Raw genomic sequence first — 23,774 nt, forward strand, 5'->3', positions numbered from 1 at the left:
TGGCGGTCTGGTCGCCGCGGGTCTCAAGGTGGCGGTCCACACAGTTGGCCGCAACGTTCAGCGTGCCATCGGCAAACCAGTTGATCTTGACCTGACCAAGCGTGAAATCAACGTCCTTGACCTGCGTGTACGGCTTGATCCAGTCAATCCGCTTGCCTTGCTCGCCCCAGAACGCCGCAGGATCCGCAATCGAAGACGCATACATCGCGTCATACGTCGCGGCATCTATCAACGCATGCGATACCGTCTCGGGCGAGGGGGGGTAAGTATTTTCTGACATAACTGTTCCTTGCATGGCTCGGAATGGAACTTGCCCCGCCCAACGCCTATTCGCAATCGAACAAAGGTATTGGGCGGGGCGGGTTTTCAGATCGCCAGATATTCGGCGCGCAGCTGTTCGTTTTCAAGCACTTCAGCAGCCGATCCGTCAAACACGATCGATCCGGTGTCCAAAATCACCGCACGGTCAGCCAATTGCAGGGCGCGGACGGCGTTTTGTTCAACAATAATCGTGGTCATACCCTGCTCTTTGATGTGGCGAAGGGTCTTTTCAATCTCGTCCACGATCACCGGGGCCAGACCTTCGTAAGGTTCGTCCAGCAGCAGCACCTTGATGTCACGGGCCAGGGCGCGCGCGATGGCCAGCATCTGCTGTTCGCCGCCCGACAGGGTCACGCCTTCCTGCTTGCGGCGTTCGCCCAGACGCGGGAACAGTTCATACAGGCGATCCAGCGACCAGCCGATCGGCGGGGCGATCTGGGCCAGTTCAAGGTTCTCCTCAACCGTCAGGCCGGGGATGATGCGGCGATCTTCGGGCACGAGGCCCAGACCGGCAGCAGCCGCCTGATGCGAGGCCATTTTGTGCAGCGGCTGGTGATCCAGCCAAATTTCCCCACGGCTGACCTGCGGGTTGTCCAGACGTGCGATGGACCGCAGCGTCGTGGTTTTGCCTGCACCGTTCCGGCCCAGCAGGGCAAGGATTTCGCCTTCGTGTACGTTGAAGGAAATCCCCTGCACGATGTAGCTTTCACCGTAGTAGGAGTGCATGTCCCAAACGGAGAGGAACGCGGGGGCGGTTTCGGCCTGGTTGGCGTTCTTCGAAAAATCGGGTCTGACGTTCATGTCTGCGTCTCCTTAATGGGCTTCGCCAAGGTAGGCTTCACGGACTTTCGGATGGCCCTTGATGTTCTGCGGGTCATCTTCAACCAGAGGCGTGCCCTGCGCCAAAACAGTAATCCGATCTGCAAGGCTGAACACCACGTGCATGTCGTGTTCGATGATCGCGATGGTGATATCACGTTCTTCCTTGATCTGTTTCAGCAGGTCGATGGTGTTGTTGGTATCGGCGCGGGCCATACCAGCGGTCGGTTCGTCCAGCAGAAGCAGTTTGGGGTTCTGGATCAGGCACATGGCCATCTCAAGGCGACGCTTGTCGCCGCGGGACATCGCCGCCGAGTGCATGCCGCGCTTGTCGATCATATTCACGTCGATCAACATTTGCTCGGCCTGCTCGACCATCTCTTTTTCGTTCATCATGTTTTCGATGGCATGCATACGGAACGAGCCGTCGCGGGCTGCGAAACATGGGATCATCATGTTTTCCATGACGGTCAGATCACCGAAGATCTCTGGCGTCTGGAACACGCGGGAAATGCCCATCTGGTTGATTTCATAGGGCGTGCGGCCCAGCACCGACTGGCCGTCAAACATAACCGAACCGGAGTCCGGGATCAGTTTGCCGACGAGGCAGTTCAGCAGGGTCGATTTCCCGGCCCCGTTGGGGCCGATGATCGCGTGCACGGTGTTTTCACGAACGCTCAGGTTCACGTCGGACAGGGCTTTCAGGCCACCGAAACGTTTGCCTACGTCTTTGACTTCAAGAATTCCCATCTGTCAGGTCTCCTTATTCTGCAGGCTCGGTCGAGGCCGATTTGTTGTCATCCGCCTTCTTGCCACGGAAGGCTTTGGCGATGCGCTGTCCGCCTTCAACCAGACCGCCGGGCAGGAAGATCACAACCAGCATGAAGATGATGCCAAGGGTCAGGTGCCAGCCTTTGCCGACGAAGGGGTGGATGATTGTCACTACCAAATCTTCCAGACCGTCGGGCATAAAGCTGAACCAGCCGTGTAGGACGTTGTCGTTGATCTTCGAGAAGATATTCTCAAAGTACTTGATCATACCTGCGCCCAGAACTGGACCGATCAGGGTGCCTGCGCCGCCAAGGATGGTCATCAGTACCACCTCGCCCGAAGCGGTCCACTGCATACGCTCAGCGCCTGCAAGCGGGTCCATCGAGGCCAGAAGGCCGCCAGCGAGGCCCGCATACATGCCCGAGATCACGAAGGCCGCCAAGGTGTAGGGCTTGGGGTTCAGACCGGTGTAGTTCATCCGGGTCTGGTTCGATTTGATCGCGCGCAGCATCATGCCAAAGGGCGAACGGAAGATGCGGATGGCCAAGTAGAATGCCAGTAGCATCGCGATCGCACAGACGTAGTAGCCAACCGAGAAGGTAAAGCTCCAGGGGCCGACGACCATGTCAAAGGACGACCGCATTTCTGCGCCAAACAGGTTGGTCACCGGGATCGACCCGTCAGCAGTGGCGCTTTGGCCCAGAACGCGGGGGTCTTCCAGCGTCAGCTGAAGGCCGGTTTCACCATTGGTCAGCGGAGTCAGCACCGAATAGGCCAGAGCGAAGGACATCTGCGCGAAGGCCAGCGTCAGGATCGAGAAGTAAATCCCGGTCCGGCGCAGCGATATGTAGCCGATGACAACCGCGAAGATGCCAGAGATCAGGACCGACAGGATGATCGCCGGAATGATGTTCATGCTGAGCAGTTTGAACATCCAAACCGCCGAGTAGGAGCCAATCCCGAGGAAGGCGGCGTGACCGAAGGACAGGTAGCCGGTCAGACCAAACAGGATGTTAAAGCCGATGGCGAAAATCCCGAAGATCACAAAGCGCTGCATCAGGTCGGGATAGCCCGCATTGAACTGCGCCAGACCCGAATTGGTCGGGAAGGGGTTAAGGATGAAGGGGGCTGCCAGCGTCAGGATGGCCACCAGCGCCAGCAGGGATGTGTCTTTTTTATCCAGTCCGAACATGTCTGGTTACTCCATCACGCCTTTGCGACCCATCAGACCACGCGGACGGGTCAGAAGGATGACGATGGCGACAAGGTAGATGATGATCTGGTTGATGCCGGGGATCAGGGTGATGACTTCTTTCATCGAGGCAAAGCTTTCCAGAATGCCCAGCAGGAACCCTGCCAGAACAGCGCCCGGAAGTGAGCCCATGCCGCCGACAACCACCACGACGAAGCTAAGAACCAAGAAGTCCATGCCCATGTGATAGTTTGGCGCGTTGATCGGGCCGTACATCACGCCCGCCAGACCGGCGACCGATGCGGCCAGGCCGAACATCAGGGTAAAGCGTTTGTCGATGTCGATGCCCAACAGACCAACGGTTTCGCGGTCGGCCATCCCGGCGCGAACAACCATCCCGAAGGTGGTGAACTGCAAGAAGGCAAAGACGGCGCCGATGATCGCGATGGCAAAGAAGAAGTACACGATCCGCCAAACCGGATAGACGATGCCTTCGGCCAGTTGCGCAACGCCGGACAGGGCCTCGGGCGCGGGGGTCTGGATCGGGTTGGCACCGTAGTAATACTTGATGATTTCCTGAAGCACGATCGCCAGACCGAAAGTCACAAGGATCTGGTCGGCGTGGGGGCGCTTGTAGAAATGCTTGATCAGGCCGCGTTCCATCGAAAAGCCGATCGCCAGCATCACGGGAATTGCGAATATGATGGCCAATGGGACCGACCATTCAATGATCGCCCCGCCTGTTTCCGGGCCGAACCATGATTCGACGTAAGGGGTCTTGACCTTCAGCGGGTTGCCGAGGAAGTCGGTCTTGCTTGGATCGACTGTCTCGTATGAAAGGTTGAGGATGCGCTGTAGCGTGACCGAGCAGAACGCCCCGATCATGAACAGTGCGCCGTGAGCGAAGTTCACCACGCCGAGCGTGCCGAAAATCAGTGTAAGCCCCAGCGCGATCAGCGCGTAGGCCGAGCCTTTGTCCAGCCCGTTTAGAGTTTGCAGAAGGAATGCGTCCATTGACCCCACCATCGGGTTAAGTGTGGAGAGCGCCCTCTGGCGGAGCCAGAGGACGGGGTGCGTTATTGCCGATGTTTCTTAATTTAAGTGGCTGATGTTATTTGAAATCAGCCTGAAACGGGCAATGGGGTGCGTGATGGCACGCACCCCAGCTTTTTATGCGCCCGGGTTACAGGTACCCAGTGCACCGCCCGCGAACATCGGGTGATCAGGTGCATAGGTAACTTGCTCAACCGGCGTCGCTTCGACGATTTCGACCAGCTCGAACTCGTTGCCCGGGTTCTCTGCGCCGCGCACAACCAGAACGTCTTTGAAGCACTGGTGGTCATCTGCACGGTACAGGGTCGGACCGTTGCCCAGACCGTCGAATTCGAAGCCTTCCAGGGCTTCTGCAACGGCGCAGGGGTTGAACGAACCGGCACGGGTCACGGCATCTGCGTACAGCAGGGTCTGAGCGTAGCAGGTCTGAGCGGCCTGGCTCGGCGGGAAGCCGTACTTTTCACCGAACGACTTAACAAACGCGTTGGTGCCGATGTAACGCGAGCCCATCTGGTTCTCGAGTTTCCAGTCCCAGTTCTGCGAGCCGACGATGCCCTTGATGTTCTGGCCAGCGCCTTTCGCCATCAGCTCCGAGTACAGCGGAACAACGATTTCGAAGTTCTTGCCGTTGACCTGCTTTTCACGCAGACCGAACTGAACAGCGTTGGTGAGCGAGTTCACCATGTTTCCGCCGTAGTGGTTCAGAACCAGAACGTCTGCGCCCGAGTTCAGAACCGGCGCGATGTACGACGAGAAGTCCGTCGAGGCCAGCGGGGTCAGAACGTTGTTGACAGTTTCCCAGCCCATGGCTTCGGTCGCTGCCTGGATCGACTCCTGCTGGGTCCAGCCCCAGGTGTAGTCGGCGGTCAGGTGATAGGCGCGACGGTCCGAACCGTACAGCTTGTTCAGCACCGGTGCCAGCGCAGCGGCCGACATGTAAGCGTTGAAGAAGTGACGGAAACCGTTGGCTTTCTTGTCCTTACCGGTGGTGTCGTTCGAGTGGGTCAGACCCGCCATGAAGATGATGCCGGCTTCTTGGCAGAGGCCCTGAACAGCAACAGCCACACCCGAGGACGAACCGCCCGAGATCATGATGGCGCCGTCTTTTTCGATCATCGACTTTGCCGAAGCGCGTGCCGCGTCCGACTTGGTCTGTGTATCACCGGTTACGAAATTGACTTTCTTGCCCAGAATGCCTGCACCGTTCAGCGCTTTCGACGAGAAGGTGTTCAGCATGCCGCCGTCGCCTTCGCCGTTCAGGTGCTGAACTGCCAGTTCAAAGGCGCGCAGTTCGTCAAGACCTTCTTCCGCGTACGGACCGGTCTGCGGAACGTTGAAGCCGAGCGTTACGGTATCGCCAGTCGGAGCGTTGGTGTAGCCACCATGGCTTGCGGCCGACAGATACGTCGGCAGAGCCAGACCGGCGCCAGCAACGGCACCCGTCTTGAGCACGCCACGGCGAGTCACATTGGTTTTGGACATATAATCCTCCCATTTTACGAAAAGACTGCAGGCTCCTCTTCCCGCAATCATTGGCACCATTGGTGCAAAGTCATTATGAATGGGTAAGAAAACTTCGCAACAAGCACTTTCGATAAAACAATTTTTTTGTAAAAAGCTAAACAGTGACCTATGGTAATGTGTAAAGAAATTTTTAACGCGGTGCAGAAACGCGTTGAATTCGTGAGGATTTCCGCATGTCGCGCGACACATTGACCGGCAGCCGGATCCGCGAAAGGCGGGTCATGTTAGGGCTAAAGCAATCAGACCTTGCGCGAAGGGCTGATATATCAGCTTCGTACCTCAATCTGATCGAACACAATCGCCGTAGAATCGGGGGCAAGCTGCTTTTGGTCATTGCCGATGTGCTTGGGGTTGAACCGGCCACTTTGACCGAAGGCGCCGAGGCCACATTGATCGCCACGCTGCGCGAAGCGGCAGGGGATGCGCCCAAAACCACCGCTGAATTGGATCGCCTGGACGAATTCGCCGGGCGTTTTCCGGGCTGGGCCGGGCTGCTGGCGGAAAACCGGTCGCGCGTCACCGCGCTTGAACGCACGGTTTCCGCACTCAACGACCGTCTGACCCATGATCCACATTTGGCCGAAGCGCTGCATGAGGTTCTGACAACTGTGACGGCCATCCGTTCCACCGCGTCCATTTTGGCCGAGCCGGGCGAAATCGAGATCGAATGGCAGCAGCGCTTTCATCGCAACATCAACGAAGATGCCGCCCGTCTTGCAGATACCAGTCGTGCCTTGGCCCAGTATCTTGACCGGGTTGACGATGACACAACCGACGTCGGCTCACCTCAGGATGAGCTTGATGCCGTATTGGCGCGGCATGGGTTCTACTTTCCTGAGCTGGAGGCAGGCACCGCACCGGCGGATTTTCTGGGCGAGGTTGGGGCCGGGCTGTCGCGGATCGCAAGTTATCTGTTGGCCGCTGTGCTTGAGCGCTTTGCGGCTGACGCCAAAGCGGTGCCTTCGGACACTCTGTTGCAAGAGGTTAAGGAGGTTGGGCCTGATCCATTCGCCATTGCCCTGCGGCTGGGCCTGTCGCCTGCGCAGATCATGCGCCGTATCGGGGCGCTGGCGAAACAGGCGGGGCTGGCAGATGTCGGCGTGGCCATTTGCGATGCCTCGGGCAGCCTGACGTTTCGTCAACCGTCCAACGACCTGCAATTTCCCCGCTTTGGCGCGGCCTGCACCATGCTGCCGCTCTATCAGGCTCTGTCGCAGCCGGTCATGCCAATTGTCACCGTGGTGGAGCTTCCGGGTGCCAACCCTACGCGATTGTTGACCTATTCCTATGCGGAACCTGTTCGCGCAAACCGTGCGGATCAACCGCGTTTACTTGAGGCAACGATGCTGGCAGTTCCGGTGCCCGCGGGTCGAAGTTTTGCGCCGCCTGTGGGTGTTGGTGTCAGTTGCGGAATCTGTTCGCGCGATGTCTGCCCCGGACGGCGGGAACCTTCGATTCTAAGTGAGGGATTCTGATACAGGTTTTGACTCGGGTCCTTGGAATGGCGATAACTACGATTAAAGTGCTACAAAAAGCACGACAAAGAGTGACGCAACCATTTTGGGGGGGAGACCAAATATGGGGAAGACGGTCCTGTTGATCGAGGATGAACCCAACATCATAGAAGCCATTAGTTTTATCCTCAGCCGGGACGGGTGGACCGTTGACACGCATTCCAACGGGCATGATGCGGTGGAGGTCGTAATGGGGAGGCGGCCTGACGTGTTGATCCTTGACGTGATGCTGCCGGGCAAAAGCGGCTATGAAATCCTGTCCGAACTGCGTGGCAGCCTATCGCCCAAGGATTTGCCGGTGTTGATGTTGACCGCGCGCGGCCAATCCAAAGACCGCGAATTGGCTGAACGGTCTGGCGTCAATCGCTTCATGACCAAGCCCTTTGCCAATGCCGAAGTGCTGGAGGCCGTCCGCTCGTTGGTGGTGGCATGAACGACGGGCCGCGGTTTGGCATCGGGCGCGGCCCATTGTTTGTTGAACGGCAAACCTATCGCCGCCGCCGGTTGATGGACGCGGCCCGTGTTGTGCCGGTCGTCGGCCTGTTTTTGTGGAGCATTCCCCTGCTTTGGAGCAAACTGCCTGAGGCTGCGGTGCCGACATCGCGGGCGTTGCTATTTGTCTTTGGGGTTTGGGTTGCGCTGATTGCTGTGGCCTTTCTGATCTCGTTGCCGTTGCGCCCCGTCGATAAGCCCGAGGATCAACCGGGCCGCAATTCATGACCACTTTGAATGCCCTGATCGCGGTTTGCCTGTGCTATGTCGCATTGCTGTTCGTTGTGGCCTTCGTGGCCGAACGGTCGGCTGCTCAGGGCCGGGTGGCGTGGCTGCGCTATCCGATGGTCTATACGCTGTCGTTATCGATCTATTGCACGGCCTGGACGTTCTACGGCGCGGTTGGCAATGCGGCCCGCAGCGGTCTTGAGTATCTGACGATTTACCTCGGCCCATCGCTGGTGATGGTCGGCTGGTGGTGGATCTTGCGCAAGCTGGTGAGAATTGGCCGGTCGCAGCGCATCACCTCGATCGCGGATTTGATCTCATCGCGTTTCGGCAAATCCAACTTGCTGGCCATTTGCGTGACGATCCTGGCCGTCGTTGGAACCACGCCCTATATCGCGCTGCAACTTCAATCGGTTACCCTGTCGTTTGAGGTCTTTGCCGAGGCCGCAAATCCCGGCCAATCGCTGACCCACAATGCCACCGCGCTATATCTGGCGATGGGTTTGGCGTTGTTCACGGTTGTTTTCGGCACGCGCAATCTGGATGCCAACGAACGCCATCACGGCGTGGTTATGGCCATCGCGGTTGAGGCAGTGGTCAAGCTCTTGGCGCTGATGGCGGTCGGGGTCTTCGTGGTCTGGGGCGTGGGCGGCGGTGTGGCCGATACGCTGCAACGCATTGATGCATCGGGCCTTGGCGAATGGCAGGTCAGCGGCGGGCGTTGGGCCGGGCTGATGTTCCTGTCGGCGGCGGCGTTTCTGTGTCTGCCGCGTATGTTCCAAGTTCTGGTGGTCGAAAACGACGACGAAAACCACCTGCGCACGGCCAGTTGGGCCTTCCCGATGTACATGATGCTGATGAGCCTGTTCGTGCTGCCCATCGCCGTTGTCGGGCTGGAACTTATGCCGGAAGGCGCAAACCCGGACACCTTCGTTCTGACCGTCCCGCTTAGCCAAGGGGCGGATGTGCTGGCGGTGCTGTCGTTTTTGGGCGGTTTTTCCTCGGCCACGTCGATGGTCATCGTGGCGGCAATTGCACTGTCGACCATGGTGTCGAACCACATCGTAATGCCGATCTGGCTTCGGGTCGCGCCGGGCGAGGGTGCGTCGGTGTCGGGGGATGTGCGCCATGTGGTCATGTTGGCGCGGCGGATGTCGATCGCCGGCATCCTGTTCCTTGGGTATCTGTATTATAGCCTGTCTGGCGGCGGCACGGCCCTGTCGACCATTGGCCTTGTGTCTTTCACCGGGGTTGCGCAGGTCTTGCCGGTGATGCTTGGCGGGATCTTTTGGCGGGGGGCCACGCGGGTCGGGGCTTTGGCGGGTCTTTGCACCGGGTTCGCGATCTGGTTATACACATCGTTCCTCCCCAGCTTTGGCCCCGGCCATTTCATGAGCGGCGATATCGTCGCCTTTGGCCCGCTTGGGCTTGGCTGGCTGCGGCCCCATGCGCTGTTCGGGATCGAAGGGATGGATCCGCTGCTGCATGCCCTGCTTTGGAGCATCTCGCTCAATACGCTTGTGTTTATCGCCGTGTCGATTGCCAGCTTCCCATCGCCGCTGGAACGGCTTCAGGGCGCGCAATTCGTCAATGTGTTCCAGCATTCGGTCGGCGCGCGCGGCTGGTCTGCCGGGGTCGCCCAAAGCGAAGACCTGATGATCATGGCGCAGCGGATCTTGGGCGCACGAGAGGCGCAGGCCCTGTTCACCCGAGAGGCGGCGGGCCAGGGACGTGGCGGCCAATTGCCTGACCCATCGCCCGATTTTCTGCAAACGTTGGAGCGTGAATTGGCGGGCTCGGTCGGGGCGGCGACGGCGCATGCGATGATCGGCCAGATCGTCGGCGGGGCGGCGGTTTCGGTCGAAGATCTGATGGCCGTGGCGGATGAAACCGCACAGATGATGGAATATTCATCGCGGCTTGAGGCGCAGTCTGAAGAACTCAGCCAGACTGCCGGTAAGCTGCGGGAAGCAAACGAAAAGCTGACACGCCTTTCGGTACAGAAAGACGCCTTCCTCAGCCAGATCAGCCACGAGCTGCGCACGCCCATGACCTCGATCCGCGCCTTCAGCGAGATTTTGCGCGACAGCGACGGGTTGCCGCCAGAGGATCAGACCAAATATGCTTCGATCATCCATGACGAAGCGATCCGCCTGACGCGGCTTTTGGATGATCTGCTGGATCTGAGCGTGTTGGAAAACGGTCAGGTGAACCTGAACCTACGGCGCGGGTCGCTGCGTGATGTATTGGAACGCGCCGTAGCCGCCGCTGTGGCCGACGATTCGCAAGGGGTGATCGAATTGCGGCGGGATACCGTGGCCGAAGACATCACGCTTTACACCGATCTGGACCGGCTGAGTCAGGTGTTTATCAACCTGATTTCCAACGCCCGCAAATACTGTGATGCCGTTGATGCTGTTCTCGAAATTCGGGTTCAGTCAGGCAATGACACTGTGATCCTGGATTTCATTGACAATGGCACCGGCATCGCCCCCGAGGCGCAGGACGTGATTTTTGAAAAGTTCTCTCGGGTGTCGGATCAAAAGGCGGGGGGCGCGGGGCTTGGACTGGCGATTTGCCGTCAGATCGTCACGCGGCTTGGCGGGAAAATTGACTATTTGCCGGGCCAACAAGGGGCCGCATTTCGCGTTGTCCTGCCGATGGCGATTGATTGACCAGAAAGATAAACGCCTTGGTAACCAAATCCCGGTAGCCCTGAGATAGGGCAAAACACGGGGTGCAGAATGGCTCAGGGTTCCGGCAACAGATCAAGCAGCGTTTTAGGGCGCAAGGTCAGTATTGCCCGCCAAATGCGTGAAGCCCGTGGCGTTGTGACGCCGACACGGGCCTTGCGCCGGTCCCTGTCGCGGGCGGCGGATCGTTTGTGGGATCTGCCGCTTGTCACGCAGGGGATGCGGGCGGATACGGTCGATCAGGAAAGCTGTCTTGAGGCGCTGAACAGCGATGAACTGATGCTCTTGCTGGAAGGGCCGCAGGGCGCGCTTGGTTTGGCGACCCTGTCGCGGGCCGTGGTTATGGGGCTGGTTGAGGTGCAGACCATCGGCTTGGTCACGCCGATCCCGCCCGATGATCGGCCCTATACGCCAACAGATGCCGCCATGGTCGCGCCTTTGATCGATGAAACCTTGGCGGGGCTAGAGGCGATTTTGCACGCCGCCCCCGAAGGTAGCGCGCTGACGGGGTTTCGGTTTGGCGCGATGCTGGACGATGTGCGCACCGCCGGATTAACGCTGGAAGCGCCCGAATTCGCCGAATTCCTGGTTGAAGTGGACCTGATGGGCGGCAAAGCGGGAACCGTGCGTTTCTTCTTCCCGCAGTCCGAAATATGCGAAGATCCTGCGCCCGGCAGGTCAGACCCTGCGCCGCACCAAGAGGCGCTTGAAACCGTGCCGGCGGCTGTCGATGTCGTGCTGCCTGCACTGCGTTTGCCATTGTCGCAAATCCGGTCGCTGAAGGCGGGGCAACGGTTGGTTTTGTCGGGGGATGCGGTGACGCAGGCGTGGTTGGTTGCCGGCCGCAAACACCGGATCACCAAGGGGCGGCTTGGCCAGATGAACGGATGTTTGGCGTTCCGGGTGGAAACGGGCGAAAATCGGCCTGAGGCTACGGGCGTCGGCCCGATTGATCTTGGCGACGCGCCCGATGGGATGGCCTCGCCTGCGCCGATGGCCATGGATATCCCGCAAGATCCGGTTGCCCCGATTGAGGCGGACAGCCCAATGTCCGAAGGGCTGCCTGACTTGGATATGGACTTCGGCAGCGAACTTGACGGGCTGCCTATGACGCTTGATCCGATCGAACCCTAAAGGGTTTAGACCAGCGTGTTCAGCATGGGCCGCAGGCCTTCTAGATCATAGCCGCCTTCGGCCGCTGCCGACAGAACGCCGTCAACGCCCCGATCCGGCGCGTGGCCGATGGCCCAGACAACCGTGCTGCGGGTGCCGCTGGCGCAATAGGCCAAAACTGGCCCTGTCGCGTTTTCCAGCAACTCTCGCTGACGGGCGACATTGTCGGGCGTCATGGTTTGATGGGTCAGCGGCAGGACTTCGAACGCCATGCCTGCGGCCTGAACCGCCTGACCAATTGCGTCAGCTTGCAGCGCGGGCGGCACTTCGCCGTCGGGACGGTTGCAAATAACAAGGGTAAAGCCCGCCTCTTTCAAGGCGGGCACGTCTTCCGCAACGATCTGCGGAGCGACGAAATATTCGGGGGTGATTTGCTTTGGTGCCATACCTTCCGAATTACTCGGCGGGAACGACTCTGTCTAGTCTCGCGCGTAGCATCGGGGCCAGTAACATCCCCGAAATCATCGCCGCGACAAACACCCATGTCCCCATACCGCCATAGCTGAGCGAGGCGATGGACGGGCCCGGACACAAACCGGCCAGACCCCAACCAAGACCGAACATGGTGGACCCGATGATCAGGTTGCGCCCCAGTTCGGGTTTCGGCGGCGGCGGGAAGGTGCCACCAAGGACGGGCGTGTTGCGCACACGGGTCAGGCGCCATGCGATGAACATCGGAATCATCGCGCCGCCCATCACAAAGGCCAGCGTCGGATCCCACGCGCCAAAGACGTCCAGCCAGCCCTGCACCTTGGTGGTGTCGGTCATGCCAGATACGAACAGGCCCGCGCCAAAGAACGATCCTGCGATCAATGCAAACAGATTACGCATCAGATGATCCCCAAGATGTGACGAAACAGTACAACCGAGATCCCGCCAGCCAGAATGTAGAAGACGGTGGCAACGATGCCCCGCAGGCTCAGACGGGAAATCCCGCACACGCCGTGGCCAGAGGTACAGCCGTTGGCGATACGCGTGCCGACACCGACCAACAGGCCAGCGGCGACCAAAACGCCGATGTTGTTCGTGACATGTGTATCAACCGAGCCATAGAGCGGCATCAGCAGGATCGGCAGCAGGACAACCCCGGCCAGAAAGAACAGCCGTTCCCATTTGGTGTCTTTGCCAGAGCCATCGACCAGGCCCCCGATAATTCCGCTTGCGCCCATGATGCGCCCGTTTGCCAAAAGGTAAACCGCACCTCCGGTGCCAATCAGCAAGCCGCCGATCAGCCCCCAGATCCAATCTTGTTCCATTTGCGTTTCCTATAAATCCTGTATGGGGGTGCCCTGCCGGTTCGCGGCGGCAGGGCTATATGTTTAGATTTTGTTGACGGGCACCTTCAGGAACACGTCGCCTTTTTCGTCAGGTTCCGGCATGTGCCCGGCACGCATGTTCACTTGCAGCGACGGGATGATCAGCTTGGGCATTGCCAAGGTCGCGTCACGCTCATCGCGCATTTTGATGAAGGCTTCGGCCGATTTGCCTTCGCCCACGTGGATGTTCAGCGCTTTCTGTTCGCCCACGGTGGTTTCCCACGCGTATTCGTCGCGGCCCGGTGCTTTGTAGTCGTGGCCTACGAAAATGCGGGTCTCTTCGGGCAGGCTGAGGATCTTCTGGATCGACGCGAACAGCGTCTCGGACGATCCGCCCGGGAAGTCGCAGCGTGCGGTGCCAAAGTCCGGCATGAACAGCGTGTCGCCAACAAAGGCCGCGTCGCCGATGACATAGGTCAGACAGGCGGGCGTGTGGCCCGGCGTGTGCAGAACGTCGCCGCGCATCTGGCCGATCATGACGCTGTCGCCTTCCTTGAACAGCTTGTCGAATTGCGACCCGTCGCGTTGGAATTCGGTGCCTTCGTTGAAGACCTTACCGAAAGTGTCCTGCACGATCGTGATCCGGTCGCCGATCCCGATCTTGCCGCCGACCTTTTCTTGGATATAAGGCGCGGCCGACAGGTGGTCAGCATGGACGTGGCTTTCCAGAAGCCATTCAACATTCAGGTTGTTTTCCTGAACGTATTTGATGATGGCATCGGCCGAACGCGTATCGGTGCGGCCCGAGCTGTAGTCGAAGTCCAGAACGCTGTCGACGATAGCGCAGGCGCTGCCTTGCGGGTCGCGAACGACATACGAAATGGTGTTGGTGGCTTCGTCAAAGAATGCGGTGACTTCAGGTGACATGATGTATCCCTCTGGTTTCGGAACATCATATACGTCTTTCTGAATATGTTTCAAGGGGTGATTTTTGTTGACCTGCCTCAAGGTAAAGTATCCGTGAAAATGGCAAGATTCCTCTGAAATCAAGTCAGGAGGAGCGGATGCAACAAGAACAATACGAACGCAAGCTTCGGGAGCGGCTGAAAGAATTGGGCGTTCGACTGATTCACGTCGAGGCCGAATTGGACGCCCCCCATTCGAAAGATTGGGAAGAAATGGCCACCGAACGCGAAGGCGATGAAGTTCTCGAAGGGCTGGGCCAGTCGGGCCTAGACGAAATTGAGCGGATCAAAGCCGCTTTATCGCGCATCTCTGCCGGAGAATTTGGCATTTGCGTTCAATGCGGCGGCGATATCTCTCAGGCTCGGTTGGAAATTCTGCCCGAGACCCCGCTTTGTCGTGACTGTGCAGCAAAACACTAACAAACTGAACGATGCGGAGGGGAGTCCGCAAGTTTGGGAGGATTGAACCATGAAAAGCAAACTTGAAAAACTTGTCGCCATTGAACAGAACATCGCCACGTCCCTTGGGACTGCGCGGCAGCGGCATCTGAAGGAATTAAGCGCCGAGGTAACGCGCTTGGTCGATATGGATGTGCTGAGCGAATGCCAGGCCCAGGAACGCCTGAAAGCTTGGTCCGATGAGGCTCAGGACGACCTTTTCGATAATATGCCAGTCTAAAAAGGCTCTGCGGCTTGCCATAGCGGGCTGATTCGATTCTACTGCCCGAAAGCGCGAAAAGCGCCTTCCTGAGAACAGGGATTGTCCGACCGGGACAGGAGCAGTGAATGGTCGAATCGGTGAAAATGTCCGTAGCGGACGGCGTGGCCTTCCTTGTGATCGAGGGGGGCGCTGGTAATGCGATGACCGTCGACATCCGGTCTGCATGTCTGGACGCGATCAAAGCCGCCGAAGCCAATTCAGACGTTTCTGAGATTGTCCTGCTTGGACATGGGGCCCGGTTTCCGTCGGGCCCTTCTTTAGTTGAGCTGGGCAAGGGCGAAGCCAGCCCGACTTTGGCCGATCTGTGCCTCGCGATCGAGGGGTGTTCCAAGCCCGTTGTCGCGGGTGTCATGGGGGCGGCGCAATCCGGCGGGATGGAGCTTTTGCTGGCCGCCCATTACCGGATCGCGGACAAACGCGCACGTGTTGGGTTCCCATCCGTGCGGCAGGGGGTGATCCCTTGCGCGGGCGGCACACAGCGTGCGCCGCGTCTGATAGGGGTGTCTGCCACGCTCGACCTGTTGCTGACCGGCGCGCTGATCCCGGTGACCGATGCACGCCTCGCCAACCTCTTCGACACGATCACCGAATTGCCCTTGGCGCAGGCGGCGCTGAGCTTTTGCCAGACGTTGCGGGGAAGCGGGCAGGGGCCGCGCCCGACAGAGGATCGCGCGGAGGGTGTTGCCGATTTCGCCTCTGCGAATGCCAGCATCAAAGCGGCGCGCGATGCCGCTGAAAGTGCGGCGGCAATCGAAGCGGTGTCTTGCGTCGAGGCTTCGTTGCTATTGCCCTATTCGGCAGGTTTGGTGTTTGAGGCTGAGGCTTTCCAAACCGTGATTGCAACGTCCGAAAGCGCGGCCTTGCGCCATGCCTATACGTCTGAATTCCGGGCGGCCACTGCGCCCGTGCCGGGTGGTGCGCGGCCAACGGTCGACACATTGGCCATTTTGGGCCACACGGCCTTTGCGGTTCGGCTGGTCATGGCGGCCTTGTCGGCGGGCTGTGCCGTGCATTGGGGCGGCGACGTGCCAGAGCAGCGCAAAGAGGCGATTGCCGCGCTGGTTCGCTTGATGGGGGGCAACCCCGAAGATTCCCGGTTTGAACTTCTGCGCACCGGCCCCGTTCAGGACATGCTGGACGACGTTGATATCGTGCTTCTGGCGGCGCCGGTTGACGGCGGGCTTGATACACCTGAAGGGCTGGCCGTATTCAAGCTTTACCCCGACCGGGTCGATCATGTGGGTCTGCGGTTTTCCGGCAATATGGAGCGGGGCCGCCTGGCCGAGATAATCGCCGGGCCTGATGCCACGCAGGCGCAAATTGCCGCCGCGATCACCCTGTCGCGGCGCATGGCGCAGGTGCCGGTGGTTGTTGCCTCTTCGGGGTTTTCCATCTGCGACCGGTTGGCGGCGGCCATCTTCCGGGGCACCGACGCGCTGGTCGATCAAGGGGTGTCCTTTGTCGATATCGACAAGGCGATGATTGCATGGGGCTGGCCTTTGCCGCCCTTCATGATGCGTGATCGCAAGGGGCTGGAAACAGCGGCCCGGATGCCCCGCGCCAAGGGCGGCGCGAATTGGGCGCAGGTGCCGGTGGCGCTGGGCCGGACGGGCCTGTCGGCGGGCAAAGGGTTTTACGACTACGAAAAGGGCAAGATGCCCGTCCCATCGCCCGAGGTGCTGCAGGCCATCGACGACAAGGTGGGCCAGCGCAAAACCATGACCGACCGACAGATCATCGAACTTGTTCTAGGGGCGTTGGCCAATGAAGGGATGCGCATGCTGGCCGATCAATGGGCCGCTTGCCCCGGCGATATCGACGTGGCCGCGATGTTGGGGCTGGAATTCCCGCGCAGTCTGGGCGGTCCAATGCATGCCGCCGATCAGGTCGGGCTGCTGAAGCTGTCCAAGGCGATGAAGGCGTTCGACCACCCCGATACGCCCTTCTGGACGCCTCACACTGTTTTGGCAGACATGATCCGCAACGGGCAAAACTTTGCCTCGCGCAATCCGGCCTGAGGGGGTTAGCCTAGGAAGATGCCGATGATGACGGTCATCAGGCCAATCACCGATACGAACAGCGACCCTATGTTCAGCGGCATGGCCTTCTGAACCACCACGCGCAATTCGTCATCGCTCAGCCCGGCTTTGCGGGCGCGGGCGACTTTGACGATGCTCAGAACCAGTCCGATCAGCCCCAACAGTGAAATTGCGGCCCCTGTCCAGATCACGGCGTCCATGGTTGTTCCCCTTCGTGGCTATGCTCGTGCGGGCGGTAATCGAATGCCGCCGTGTGTTCAACCCTTGATGGGAAGCGCAGGGGGCGGTATCGAAGGGGCCTCATTGGCAGGAGAGCAACATGGACCCGATCGAAGACAATGCCGCCGAGGCCAACTACCGGGTGACCGCAGGAGAGCTGCGCCAGTTCATCGAACGGTTGGAGCGGCTGGACGAAGAGAAAAAAGTGATCGCCGAGCAGATGAAGGAAGTGATGGCCGAAGCCAAAGGGCGCGGCTATGACACCAAGGTGATCCGCAAGGTCATCGCCCTGCGCAAGCGTGAACCCGATGACATCGCAGAAGAAGAAGCAGTGCTTGAAATGTACAAAGAAGCGCTGGGCATGAGCTAAGCGCCGACATCGGCAAATGTAACAGTTTTTTGACTTCGATCAGGGCGGCCTTTGGGGCCGCCCTTTATGATTGCGGCATCCCATTTCTAATCAGGAGACGCCGTATGAACATGCCCGATCCCGCGCCCAGCACCGAAGCCGCCGAAGTAGTTACGCCTGTTCAGAAACCGTCTGTTCCCCAGCCAACGCCCGATCAGATCCGCATGGCGTTTGAATCCGGCAAATACCCCTATCGCCGCAAAATGGCGCGCCGCGAATACGAATTGCAGAAGGCCGCGCTTCAGTCTGAATTGCTGAAGGTTCAGCTGTGGGCGCAAGAAACCGGACAGAAATTTGTTTTGCTGTTCGAAGGCCGTGATGCGGCGGGCAAAGGCGGCACGATCAAACGGTTCATGGAGCATCTGAACCCGCGGTCGGCGCGTGTGGTCGCGCTCAATAAACCGACGTGGGAAGAAAAGGGGCAGTGGTATTTCCAACGTTACATCAAGGAACTGCCCACCGTCGGCGAAATGGTGTTCTATGATCGGTCTTGGTACAATCGCGCGGGCGTGGAACGGGTCATGGGCTTTTGTGAACCGAATGAATACCTCGAATTCATGCGCCAGACGCCAGATCTGGAACGGATGCTGGTCCGCTCTGGCATTCGCCTTTACAAATATTGGTTCTCGGTCACGCAGACCGAACAGCGCAACCGGTTCAAATCGCGTGAAACCGATCCGCTTAAGCAGTGGAAGCTTAGCCCGATCGACAAGGCCAGCCTTGATAAGTGGGACGATTACACCGAAGCCAAAGAGGCGATGTTCTTCTACACCGACACCGCCGACGCGCCTTGGACGGTGATCAAGTCCAACGACAAGAAGCGCGCCCGCCTGAACTGCATGCGTCATTTCCTGTCGACGCTGGATTATCCGGGCAAAGATCCTTCGATCGCCACCGCGCCCGATCCATTGATCGTGGCCGGGGCGCATCACGTCATTCACCGGTCTGACCACATTCTGGGCACGGCGCTGCACCCCGAAACGCGCAAGGCGGCCAAGGCCTAAGGCTCGCCCCGTCATACACCCATCAGCGCAGGCACGCGTTGCGCTGATGGCACCGTCCCGGCCGGTCTGCCGGCTGGGCTTGCCTTCATGAAATCGCTCCGTCACACTTCGGCGGCTGACCTCAAGGCATTTGAGGAAGTCGCGCTGGTTTCCTGACCCGTGCAAGGCTAAGCCTTGCGGGTCCGCCCGGTATTCAAAGGACGTTTCATGACGGATCAGACATTGTCGCCGCTTGGCCATTTTCGGGCTTTGCTGGTTCTTGGCCTGCCTCTGATTGGCGGGCATTTGGCCCAATTTGCCATCGGGTTGACCGATACTATTATGCTGGGCTGGTACGGCGTGGCCGAACTGGCTGCGCTGACATTGGCGACGACTTGGTTCTTTGTTCTGTTCCTTCTGGGCAGCGGCTTTGCTTGGGCAGTGATGCCGATGGTCGCCAGCTTCCACGCCGAACAGGATCAGCAAAGCGTGCGCCGGGCCACGCGCATGGGGCTTTGGCTGTCGGGGTTCTTCTTTTGCGCTGCCTTGCCCCTGATGCTGTGGTCGCGGCCAATCTTCTTGGCCTTGGGGCAAGCGCCCGATCTGGCCGAGATGGCCCAGACCTACCTGCGGATTGCGGGGCTTGGCATGTTGCCCGCCTTGGGCGTGATGGTGCTAAAATCCTACCTCGCCGCGCTAGAGCGGACACAGACGATTTTCTGGATCACGGTCGGGGCGGCGGTGCTGAACGGCGTGGCCAACTATATCCTGATCTTCGGCAATTTCGGTGCGCCCGAACTGGGCATTCGCGGCGGTGCGCTGGCGTCACTGATGACCAGCCTGCTGTCGTTCGCGGCGGTTGTTGTCTATGCGGTCCGCATCTTGCCGGAACACGCGTTGTTCCAACGCTTCTGGCGGGCGGATGGCGAAATGTTGCGCCGGGTGTTTCAGCTTGGCTGGCCCATCGGCCTGACCAACCTGTCCGAGGTCGGCCTGTTCGCCAGCAGTGCTTTTATGGTCGGCTGGCTGGGTACGGTGCCGCTTGCGGCGCATGGCATCGCGCTTCAGGTGGCCACGGCGACCTTTATGATCCATCTGGGCCTTAGCAATGCGGCGACCGTGCGGGCGGGCGCGGCCCTTGGGCGGCGCGACGTGGCCGGGCTGACTCGCGGGGCCAAGGTGGCCAGCATGACATCGCTGATGATTGCCGTTGTCGCCTCGACCGCGTTCTTTGCGATCCCCGAAGTGCTGATCCGCCCCTTCCTTGATCCGGCGGAACCAAAGCTGGATGAGATCATGTTGATCGGCACCGGGCTATTGGCGCTCGCTGCTCTGTTCCAGATGTTCGACGGTGCGCAGGTCATCGCGCTTGGCCTGTTGCGCGGCGTGCAAGACACCCGCGTGCCGATGATCATGGCGGCGACGGCCTATTGGGTGATCGGCCTGCCTGCGGGCTATGTGCTGGCCTTCGTCGCGGGCCTTGGGGCCAAGGGCATTTGGATTGGCTTGGTGCTTGGCCTGTCTGCGGCGGCGGTCATGCTGCTGTGGCGGTTCTGGCGGCATTCGGTCCCGGCTTTGCCGCGCTAGGCGCTTGCACGCGGGCCGGGGCTGGGCCAAAACGGCGCGAACGCTAACATCGGGGCAGGATCATGCAAAAAGCCGATTGGATCGCCGTGGACTGGGGCACGTCGCATATGCGCGCCTGGGCCATGGACGCACAGGACAAGGTGATCGCCGAACGTCATAGCGACCGGGGCATGGGGCAGATCACACCTGATCAATACCCCGGTGTTCTGGCGGATCTGATGGGCGAGTTGCTGCCCGATGGTCCGGTTCAGGCGATCATCTGCGGCATGGCCGGTGCCCGTCAGGGCTGGGTTGAGGCGCCCTATACCGCCGTTCCCTGTAACCCGCCGTCCGCTGCGACCGCCGTTCAGGTACAGGCTGGCCAGATCGCCGCATTCATCCTGCCGGGTGTGTCACAAGCCAGCCCGCCTGACGTAATGCGCGGCGAGGAAACGCAGATCGCGGGCTTCATGGCCGCCAATTCCAAGTTCGACGGGGTGATTTGCCTGCCCGGCACCCATACGAAATGGGTCCATGTCAGCGCGGGCGAAATCGTCAGCTTTCAGACCTTCATGAGCGGCGAGATTTTCGCTCTGCTGTCTGGCCAATCCGTGCTGCGCCATTCCGTGGCCGGCGATGGCTGGTCGGATGAGGCTTTTGCCGAGGCCGTCGCCGATGCCATGGCCCGCCCCGGCACGCTGGCGGCAAAACTGTTTTCGATCCGCGCCGATGGGCTGCTGAATGGCACCGGGGCCGATGTGGCCCGTGCGCGCTTGTCAGGGCTGTTGATCGGCCTCGAACTGGCGGGGGCGCGGCCTTATTGGCTGGGGCAGGATATCGCGCTGGTGGGGGCTGCCCCCCTATGCCGCCTTTATCAATCGGCCCTGTCCGCGCAAGGCGCACCCGCCCGTATTGCCGATGTCACGGAAATGACCCTCGCAGGCTTGATCGCTGCACACGCCACCTTGAAGGATCCGCAATGACCCATCGCAACGTTATCGCCATTCTGCGCGGCATCACCCCGGACCAAGCCGCCGAGGCCGCCATCGCCTTGGTTGAGGCCGGGATCACCATCATTGAGGTTCCGCTCAATTCGCCCGAGCCGCTGAACAGCATCGCCCGGATGATCGAGGCCGTGGGCGACCGCGCGCTGATCGGGGCCGGGACGGTCTTGACGGTTGAGCAGGTGGCCGATCTGGCCGCCATCGGCGCGGCATTGGTCGTCTCGCCCGATTGCAACCCTGAGGTCATCGCCGCCACCAAGGCCGCTGGCATGCTGTCCTATCCCGGCGTCATGACGCCGACCGAATGCTTTGCCGCGCTGCGGGCCGGGGCGGATGGGCTGAAATTCTTCCCCGCCTTCCTGACCGGCACCAAAGGGCTGGCGGCGATCAAGGCCGTTCTGCCGCCGGACACGGCCACCTATGCGGTCGGCGGTGTTGGCCCGGCGCAGTTTGCCGATTGGCAGGCGGTGGGCGTGACCGGCTTTGGCATGGGGTCGAACCTGTTCAAACCGGGCATGGCAACGGGTGACATCGCCGCCAACGCTCGTGAGGTGGTCGCCGCCTATGACGCGGCTTTCCCGGCCTGACCCGGTAATCCTTCGGGATTTTTGATTAATTATTGGGCAGTCCTGCCGGGGCTGCCCTGTTTTTTGACATTCTGCCAGGTGAATCCTGCCTTTCCTCCGGCATCGGCCTTGTGACTCGCCATGGCTCCGCAGCAATTTGAGGCAAAGTTGCAGGGGGTGCCAAAATTCTGGACGCAAGCGTGATATCCGCCGCAGACACGGCCAAGGCCCAACGGGCGCGGGGGGCTTTGCGCCTGTCCGCGCGTCGGCGCGGCCCGCTGTCCGAGATTGGCGAGCTGTATCAGGCGGGCTCTATGAGGCTGCTGTTCCCGCAGCGGCGCGGCCCGGCCCTGTCGGCGGTAATGTTGAACACCGCAGGCGGCGTGACGGGCGGCGATCAGTTCGCCCTAGACCTAGAGGCCGAGGCGGGCAGCCATCTGACCATCTCGACCCAAGCGGCCGAACGGATCTATCGCGCACAGCCCGGACCGTCGGGGCAAGTCACCAACCGTTTGGTTTTGCGCGACAATACCCGCGTGGATTGGTTGCCGCAGGAAACCATTCTGTTCGATCAGGCGTCGCTGTCGCGGCGGCTTGAGATCGATATGACCGCCTCATCCCGTCTACTAGCCTGCGAAGCGTTGGTCTTTGGCCGCCGCGCCATGGGCGAAACGGTGGACCAATTGCACCTGACCGACCGGATTGACCTGCGGATCGATGGGCGCTTGGCCTTTGCCGACCGTCTGCGCCTGACCAGCAATGCCGAGGCGCAACTGGCCCGGATCGGTGTGGCAGGCGGCGCGGTCGCCATGGCGACGATCCTTTTCGCAGCATCGGGCGCGGCGGGCCATGTGCCAGCCTTGCGCGACATGCTGCCAAACACAGGCGGCGTCAGCGCCCTAAGCGGCGATCTAATCGTGCTGCGGGTGCTGGGCGCCGATTCCTACGCATTGCGCCAATCGGTTTTGCCGGTTCTGGCCCACCTCAACCAAGCGGCCTTGCCGCGGACCTGGATGATCTGACATGCAATTAACCCCCCGTGAAAAAGACAAACTTCTGGTGGCCATGGCCGCAATCGTGGCCCGCAAACGGCTTGAGCGCGGCGTGAAACTGAACCACCCCGAAGCGATTGCCCTGATTACGGATGCAGTGGTCGAAGGCGCGCGCGACGGGCGCAGCGTGGCCGATCTGATGCAGGCGGGGGCGCAGGTCATCAGCCGCGACCAATGCATGGAGGGCATCCCCGAGATGATCCACGAAGTGCAGGTCGAGGCCACCTTTCCCGACGGCACCAAACTGGTGACCGTTCACAACCCAATTCGATAACAACAGGGACCGATCCGATGAAAAAAGCTGTGTTCTTCACGTCTCTCCTTGCGACCCCGGCCATGGCCCATGACGGCGTGCATCTGCACCCGCATGACGGCGCAAGCTGGATGGTCGTTGCGGCGGCGCTGGCAGTGATCCTTGGGGCAGGGGCCTTGAAACTGGCCAGCACCCGGAGCCGCGCATGATCCCCGGAGAGCTGTTTCCAGCTGATGGCGATCTGATCCTGAACGCGGATCGCGAGGCCATCACGCTGACCGTTGCCAATACGGGCGACCGGCCTGTGCAGGTCGGCAGTCACTATCATTTTGCCGAAACCAACCCCGCATTGGACTTTGACCGCGATGCGGCACGGGGCATGCGTCTGGACATCGCCGCAGGCACAGCCGTGCGGTTTGAACCGGGCCAGCGACGCGATGTCGCGCTTATCCCGATCGCGGGCGGGCGCAAGATCTACGGGTTTAATCAGAAGGTCATGGGCGCGTTGTAGCGCTGTGCATGTGTGTGCGTTTTGGATCGTCGAATGAAGCTGATTGCTGCGATTTTTGGGGCCTGTTTGGGGGCATCTGCCGCCATGGGGCAGACCCTTGATTGCGATAATGCGACAAGTCAGGCCGAAATGACTGGTTGTGCATCAATGGCTTACGATGCAGCCGATGCCGAGCTGAACCGTCAGTGGAAGCGGGCCATGGCCGCGATGAAGCAGATGGACCGATATTCGCCAAATGCTCAACCTTCGGGCGAAGACGTCCTGAGGCAAGCGCAGCGGGCTTGGATCGCTTTTCGCGACCCCGCCTGCGAGGCCGAGAGCTATTTGGCGCGGGGCGGAACGATGCAGAACCAGCTATTCTACGTTTGCCTTGAAAGGCTGAGTCGCCAGCGGGCGGAGGATCTTCGCCTCATCGCCGACGGCTTGAATTAATGAGTGGAGCGCGCACCG

General features: G+C 60.2%; 29 protein-coding genes. 18 read left to right on the plus strand and 11 right to left on the minus strand.

The window, feature by feature from the left end:
* The 6 genes from PRI8871_RS16685 to PRI8871_RS16710 all read right to left on the minus strand — a co-directional run.
* Positions 1-280 (minus strand): acetyl-coenzyme A synthetase N-terminal domain-containing protein (locus tag PRI8871_RS16685; RefSeq protein ID WP_281258643.1); only part of this gene is annotated, 280 nt, incomplete at its 3' end.
* A gap of 86 nt (positions 281-366) precedes the next feature.
* Positions 367-1,122 (minus strand): ABC transporter ATP-binding protein, encoded by a 756-nt coding sequence (locus tag PRI8871_RS16690; protein WP_108887334.1) that lies wholly within the window; start codon positions 1,120-1,122, stop codon positions 367-369.
* Positions 1,123-1,134: 12 nt separating this feature from the next.
* Positions 1,135-1,890 carry an ABC transporter ATP-binding protein gene (locus PRI8871_RS16695; RefSeq protein WP_108887335.1) on the minus strand — a complete coding sequence of 252 codons (756 nt, stop codon included), beginning with the start codon at positions 1,888-1,890 and terminating at the stop codon, positions 1,135-1,137.
* A 13-nt stretch (positions 1,891-1,903) separates the two neighbouring features.
* Positions 1,904-3,103, minus strand: a complete 1,200-nt coding sequence (locus tag PRI8871_RS16700) for a branched-chain amino acid ABC transporter permease (RefSeq protein WP_108887336.1) — start codon at positions 3,101-3,103, stop codon at positions 1,904-1,906.
* A gap of 6 nt (positions 3,104-3,109) precedes the next feature.
* Positions 3,110-4,117, minus strand: coding sequence for a branched-chain amino acid ABC transporter permease (locus PRI8871_RS16705; protein WP_108887337.1), 1,008 nt, complete (start codon positions 4,115-4,117; stop codon positions 3,110-3,112).
* A 156-nt stretch (positions 4,118-4,273) separates the two neighbouring features.
* The gene (locus PRI8871_RS16710; protein ID WP_108887338.1) at positions 4,274-5,638 is read right to left on the minus strand and encodes a substrate-binding protein; all 1,365 of its coding nucleotides are present in this window, start codon (positions 5,636-5,638) and stop codon (positions 4,274-4,276) included.
* A gap of 215 nt (positions 5,639-5,853) precedes the next feature.
* On the opposite strand from PRI8871_RS16710, the gene PRI8871_RS16715 reads away from it, so the two are divergent.
* From PRI8871_RS16715 to PRI8871_RS16735, 5 genes are all read left to right on the plus strand, one after another.
* The gene (locus tag PRI8871_RS16715) at positions 5,854-7,155 is read left to right on the plus strand and encodes a helix-turn-helix transcriptional regulator (protein ID WP_108887339.1); all 1,302 of its coding nucleotides are present in this window, start codon (positions 5,854-5,856) and stop codon (positions 7,153-7,155) included.
* A gap of 103 nt (positions 7,156-7,258) precedes the next feature.
* Positions 7,259-7,627, plus strand: a complete 369-nt coding sequence (locus PRI8871_RS16720; RefSeq protein ID WP_108887340.1) for a response regulator transcription factor — start codon at positions 7,259-7,261, stop codon at positions 7,625-7,627.
* Positions 7,624-7,914 carry a hypothetical protein gene (locus tag PRI8871_RS16725; protein WP_108887341.1) on the plus strand — a complete coding sequence of 97 codons (291 nt, stop codon included), beginning with the start codon at positions 7,624-7,626 and terminating at the stop codon, positions 7,912-7,914. Before PRI8871_RS16720 ends, PRI8871_RS16725 begins: the two co-directional genes overlap by 4 nt.
* On the plus strand, positions 7,911-10,589 hold the full coding sequence (locus PRI8871_RS16730) for a sensor histidine kinase (protein WP_108887342.1): 2,679 nt from the start codon (positions 7,911-7,913) through the stop codon (positions 10,587-10,589). The genes PRI8871_RS16725 and PRI8871_RS16730 overlap by 4 nt, the downstream gene beginning before the upstream one ends.
* A 135-nt stretch (positions 10,590-10,724) precedes the next feature.
* Positions 10,725-11,741, plus strand: coding sequence for a FliM/FliN family flagellar motor switch protein (locus PRI8871_RS16735; RefSeq protein ID WP_181389503.1), 1,017 nt, complete (start codon positions 10,725-10,727; stop codon positions 11,739-11,741).
* Positions 11,742-11,746: 5 nt separating this feature from the next.
* On the opposite strand, the gene PRI8871_RS16740 is transcribed toward PRI8871_RS16735, so the two are convergent.
* The 4 genes from PRI8871_RS16740 to PRI8871_RS16755 form a co-directional block, all read right to left on the minus strand.
* The gene (locus PRI8871_RS16740; RefSeq protein ID WP_108887344.1) at positions 11,747-12,166 is read right to left on the minus strand and encodes a protein tyrosine phosphatase family protein; all 420 of its coding nucleotides are present in this window, start codon (positions 12,164-12,166) and stop codon (positions 11,747-11,749) included.
* Positions 12,167-12,176: 10 nt separating this feature from the next.
* Positions 12,177-12,611 carry a DUF6691 family protein gene (locus tag PRI8871_RS16745; protein WP_108887345.1) on the minus strand — a complete coding sequence of 145 codons (435 nt, stop codon included), beginning with the start codon at positions 12,609-12,611 and terminating at the stop codon, positions 12,177-12,179.
* Complete coding sequence (locus tag PRI8871_RS16750) at positions 12,611-13,036, minus strand: YeeE/YedE family protein (RefSeq protein WP_108887346.1); 426 nt, start codon at positions 13,034-13,036, stop codon at positions 12,611-12,613. The genes PRI8871_RS16745 and PRI8871_RS16750 overlap by 1 nt, the downstream gene beginning before the upstream one ends.
* A gap of 63 nt (positions 13,037-13,099) precedes the next feature.
* Positions 13,100-13,963 carry an MBL fold metallo-hydrolase gene (locus PRI8871_RS16755; RefSeq protein WP_108887347.1) on the minus strand — a complete coding sequence of 288 codons (864 nt, stop codon included), beginning with the start codon at positions 13,961-13,963 and terminating at the stop codon, positions 13,100-13,102.
* A 137-nt stretch (positions 13,964-14,100) separates the two neighbouring features.
* On the opposite strand from PRI8871_RS16755, the gene PRI8871_RS16760 reads away from it, so the two are divergent.
* The 3 genes from PRI8871_RS16760 (at position 14,101) to PRI8871_RS16770 (ending at position 16,740) form a co-directional block, all read left to right on the plus strand.
* Positions 14,101-14,421 (plus strand): TraR/DksA family transcriptional regulator, encoded by a 321-nt coding sequence (locus PRI8871_RS16760; RefSeq protein WP_108887348.1) that lies wholly within the window; start codon positions 14,101-14,103, stop codon positions 14,419-14,421.
* 49 nt (positions 14,422-14,470) lie between these two features.
* Positions 14,471-14,680, plus strand: a complete 210-nt coding sequence (locus tag PRI8871_RS16765; RefSeq protein ID WP_108887349.1) for a hypothetical protein — start codon at positions 14,471-14,473, stop codon at positions 14,678-14,680.
* A gap of 107 nt (positions 14,681-14,787) precedes the next feature.
* Complete coding sequence (locus PRI8871_RS16770) at positions 14,788-16,740, plus strand: enoyl-CoA hydratase-related protein (protein WP_108887350.1); 1,953 nt, start codon at positions 14,788-14,790, stop codon at positions 16,738-16,740.
* Between the two features lie 5 nt (positions 16,741-16,745).
* Here PRI8871_RS16770 and PRI8871_RS16775 read toward each other — a convergent pair whose 3' ends face one another.
* Positions 16,746-16,961: a hypothetical protein gene (locus tag PRI8871_RS16775; RefSeq protein ID WP_108887351.1), complete on the minus strand. Its 216-nt coding sequence runs from the start codon at positions 16,959-16,961 to the stop codon at positions 16,746-16,748.
* A gap of 119 nt (positions 16,962-17,080) precedes the next feature.
* On the opposite strand from PRI8871_RS16775, the gene PRI8871_RS16780 reads away from it, so the two are divergent.
* The 10 genes from PRI8871_RS16780 to PRI8871_RS16820 all read left to right on the plus strand — a co-directional run bounded on the left by PRI8871_RS16780 (position 17,081) and on the right by PRI8871_RS16820 (position 23,756).
* The gene (locus PRI8871_RS16780; RefSeq protein WP_108887352.1) at positions 17,081-17,350 is read left to right on the plus strand and encodes a DUF2312 domain-containing protein; all 270 of its coding nucleotides are present in this window, start codon (positions 17,081-17,083) and stop codon (positions 17,348-17,350) included.
* 104 nt (positions 17,351-17,454) lie between these two features.
* Entirely contained in the window at positions 17,455-18,393 is a 939-nt protein-coding gene (ppk2, locus tag PRI8871_RS16785; RefSeq protein WP_108887353.1) for a polyphosphate kinase 2, read from the plus strand.
* Between the two features lie 207 nt (positions 18,394-18,600).
* Positions 18,601-19,959, plus strand: coding sequence for an MATE family efflux transporter (locus PRI8871_RS16790; RefSeq protein ID WP_108887354.1), 1,359 nt, complete (start codon positions 18,601-18,603; stop codon positions 19,957-19,959).
* Positions 19,960-20,021: 62 nt separating this feature from the next.
* Positions 20,022-20,921, plus strand: a complete 900-nt coding sequence (locus PRI8871_RS16795) for a 2-dehydro-3-deoxygalactonokinase (RefSeq protein WP_108887355.1) — start codon at positions 20,022-20,024, stop codon at positions 20,919-20,921.
* Complete coding sequence (locus PRI8871_RS16800) at positions 20,918-21,529, plus strand: 2-dehydro-3-deoxy-6-phosphogalactonate aldolase (RefSeq protein WP_108887356.1); 612 nt, start codon at positions 20,918-20,920, stop codon at positions 21,527-21,529. Before PRI8871_RS16795 ends, PRI8871_RS16800 begins: the two co-directional genes overlap by 4 nt.
* Before the next feature lie 179 nt (positions 21,530-21,708).
* The gene (locus PRI8871_RS16805; RefSeq protein ID WP_245897924.1) at positions 21,709-22,530 is read left to right on the plus strand and encodes an urease accessory protein UreD; all 822 of its coding nucleotides are present in this window, start codon (positions 21,709-21,711) and stop codon (positions 22,528-22,530) included.
* 1 nt (position 22,531) lies between these two features.
* Complete coding sequence (locus tag PRI8871_RS16810; protein WP_108887357.1) at positions 22,532-22,834, plus strand: urease subunit gamma; 303 nt, start codon at positions 22,532-22,534, stop codon at positions 22,832-22,834.
* Between the two features lie 17 nt (positions 22,835-22,851).
* Positions 22,852-23,022, plus strand: coding sequence for a hypothetical protein (locus PRI8871_RS19700; RefSeq protein WP_181389504.1), 171 nt, complete (start codon positions 22,852-22,854; stop codon positions 23,020-23,022).
* Complete coding sequence (locus PRI8871_RS16815) at positions 23,019-23,324, plus strand: urease subunit beta (protein ID WP_108887358.1); 306 nt, start codon at positions 23,019-23,021, stop codon at positions 23,322-23,324. The genes PRI8871_RS19700 and PRI8871_RS16815 overlap by 4 nt, the downstream gene beginning before the upstream one ends.
* Positions 23,325-23,408: 84 nt before the next feature.
* Positions 23,409-23,756, plus strand: a complete 348-nt coding sequence (locus PRI8871_RS16820; RefSeq protein ID WP_281258644.1) for a lysozyme inhibitor LprI family protein — start codon at positions 23,409-23,411, stop codon at positions 23,754-23,756.
* Positions 23,757-23,774: the final 18 nt, after the last annotated feature.

Origin of the sequence: Pseudoprimorskyibacter insulae (assembly GCF_900302505.1) — a bacterium.
GTDB classification, from domain to species: Bacteria; Pseudomonadota; Alphaproteobacteria; order Rhodobacterales; family Rhodobacteraceae; genus Pseudoprimorskyibacter; species Pseudoprimorskyibacter insulae.